General features: G+C 63.8%; 3 protein-coding genes. All 3 read right to left on the minus strand.

Annotation, left to right across the window (positions count from 1 at the left end):
* The coding region (locus tag HX846_RS40505; RefSeq protein ID WP_178967141.1) for a hypothetical protein at positions 1-138 on the minus strand (138 nt) is incomplete at its 3' end.
* A 3-nt stretch (positions 139-141) separates the two neighbouring features.
* Positions 142-1,914, minus strand: coding sequence for an N-acetylglutaminylglutamine amidotransferase (locus HX846_RS34135; protein ID WP_003216754.1), 1,773 nt, complete (start codon positions 1,912-1,914; stop codon positions 142-144).
* Positions 1,915-2,068: 154 nt separating this feature from the next.
* A partial coding sequence (locus HX846_RS34140; RefSeq protein ID WP_178967142.1) for an FAD-dependent oxidoreductase occupies positions 2,069-2,562 on the minus strand: 494 nt, incomplete at its 5' end.

Genomic DNA, 2,562 nt, shown 5'->3' on the forward strand with positions numbered 1-2,562 from the left:
GCCCCAACCGCAATGCACGGCAATCGGCGTGGGGTCCAGTTCGCTGCCGTCTTCGGCGAAGCGGGCTTGCAGGCGCTCGGAGGAGGGCGCCTGGCCTCGCAGCAAGCGTTGGCTGTAAGCCGTGGCATGAGGTTTCATGAATCAGATTCCTTGTTCGCTGAGCCACAGGTTCAGCGCCGCCAGTTGCCACAGCTTGGAGCCGCGCAACGGGGTCAGTTGGCCTTGGGGATCGGTGAGCAGGCGGTCGAGCATGGCCGGGTTGAACAGGCCGCGGTCCTGGCTTGGGTCCAGCAGCAGCTCACGCACCCAGTTCAGGGTGTCACCCTGCAAATGCTTGAGGCCGGGCACCGGGAAATAGCCTTTCTTGCGGTCGATGACTTCGCTCGGGATCACCCGGCGCGCGGCTTCCTTGAGCACTTGTTTGCCGCCGTCCGGCAGTTTGAATTTGCCCGGCACGCGGGCCGACAGTTCTACCAGGCGATAGTCGAGAAACGGTGTGCGCGCTTCCAGGCCCCAGGCCATGGTCATGTTGTCGACGCGCTTGACCGGGTCATCCACCAGCATCACGGTGCTGTCCAGGCGCAGGGCTTTGTCCACCGCCGCATCGGCGCCGGGCTGGGCGAAATGCTCGCGCACGAAGTCACCGGCGGCGTCATTCGCGGTCAACCATTTCGGCGCGACGGTAGCGGCATAGTCGTCGTAGCTGCGGTCGAAAAATGCGTCGCGGTAGGCCGCGTACGGGTCGCTTGCGCCATCCACCTGCGGGTACCAGTGGTAACCGGCGAACAGTTCATCGGCGCCCTGGCCGCTTTGCACCACCTTGCAGTGCTTGGCCACTTCCCGGGACAGCAGGTAGAAGGCAATGCAGTCATGACTGACCATCGGCTCGCTCATGGCGCGGAACGCCGCCGGCAATTGCTCGATGATTTCGCTTTCAGCGATACGCAGTTGGTGGTGACGCGTGCCGTAATGCTTGGCGATCAAGTCCGAATACTGGAACTCGTCGCCGCGCTCGCCTCCAGCGTCTTCAAAACCGATGGAGAAGGTCGACAGGTCCTGCACGCCGACTTCCCGCAACAGACCCACCAGCATGCTGGAATCGACACCGCCGGAAAGCAGCACGCCCACATCCACCGCCGCCCGCTGACGAATCGCCACGGCTTCGCGAGTGCTGTCGAGCACGCGGTCGGTCCAGTCTTCCAGGGTCAGGTTGGCTTCATCGGCGTGGGGGCCGTAGGGCAGGGTCCACCAGGTTTTCTGTTCAGTCTTGCCATCGGCGTCGATGCGCATCCAGGAGGCGGGCGGCAGCTTTTCAATGCCCGCCAGCAGGGTGCGCGGCGCCGGCACCACGGCGTGGAAGTTCAGGTAGTGATTGAGGGCCACCGGATCGAGGATCGGGTTGATATCGCCACCCTTGAGCAGCGCCGGCAGGGCCGAGGCAAAACGCAGGCGCTGGCCGGTGCGCGACAGGTACAGCGGCTTCACGCCGAGGCGGTCACGGGCGATGAACAGGCGCTGGGCATCGCGCTCCCAGATGGCGAAGGCGAACATCCCGTTGAGCTTGGGCAACAAGGCTTCGCCCCAGGCGTGGTAGCCCTTGAGCAGCACTTCGGTGTCACCACCGGAATAGAAGGCGTAGCCCAGGGCTTCCAGCTCTTCACGCAATTCCGGGAAGTTATAGATCGCGCCGTTGAACGCCAGGGACAGGCCCAGCTGGGCGTCGACCATCGGTTGGGCGGAGCCATCCGACAGGTCCATGATTTTCAGGCGTCGATGGCCCAGGGCAATCGGCCCCTGGGCATGAAAGCCCCACGCGTCAGGACCGCGTGGCGCCAAGTGATGGGTGATTCGTTCCACCGCTGCCAGGTCGGCAGGTTGGTGATCGAAACGTAACTCTCCAGCTAATCCGCACATAAATTCCTTACCGGTTTTTCCGTTGGGGAGGGATAGAAATGCAGCCCGCCAAAACAGCGGGTACCCAGAGACTGACCCGGGTAAATTGTGGGAGTTTTAGAACAATACGTTATAAGGCAAAGAGCCTTGACGGGTTGCAAGCCCGTCGTCGCCCTCAGGATTTGCCTGGGTTACCGCGGATCAGGGCACGCAGCGCGAACCGATTGGGGTGACAGGCTTCGCTGACACTGCGCGGCAGCGGCAGGGGCTCATTGTCGAGCCAGGCGGCCAGCAGCTCTGCGCAGAGTGGCGCGGTGACCAGCCCCCGTGAGCCATGGCCACTGTTGATATACACGCCGTGCAACCACGGGCACGGCGCATCAGGGACCTGCCGGGCGTCTTTGCCGAGGGCGGCGTAGGTGTGATCAAACGCCTCTCGCTGCGCCAGCGGTCCGACGATCGGCAGGTAGTCCGGGCTGGTGCAACGGAAGGCGGCGCGGCCTTCGAGCTGTTCGGGTGCCAGGCTGTCGGCGCCCAGGCGTTGCAGCAAATCGAGGGAGATTTCCCGCAGCATCTGCAGATTGCCCGCGTGCTCGGCCACCGTGGGCGTAAGGTCATCGCTCTTGAAGTCGAAACTGGCACCGAGGGTGTGCTCGCCCAGGCGTGGCG

The sequence above is a fragment of the Pseudomonas sp. K5002 genome, from assembly GCF_013386655.1.
Lineage (GTDB): Bacteria > Pseudomonadota > Gammaproteobacteria > Pseudomonadales > Pseudomonadaceae > Aquipseudomonas.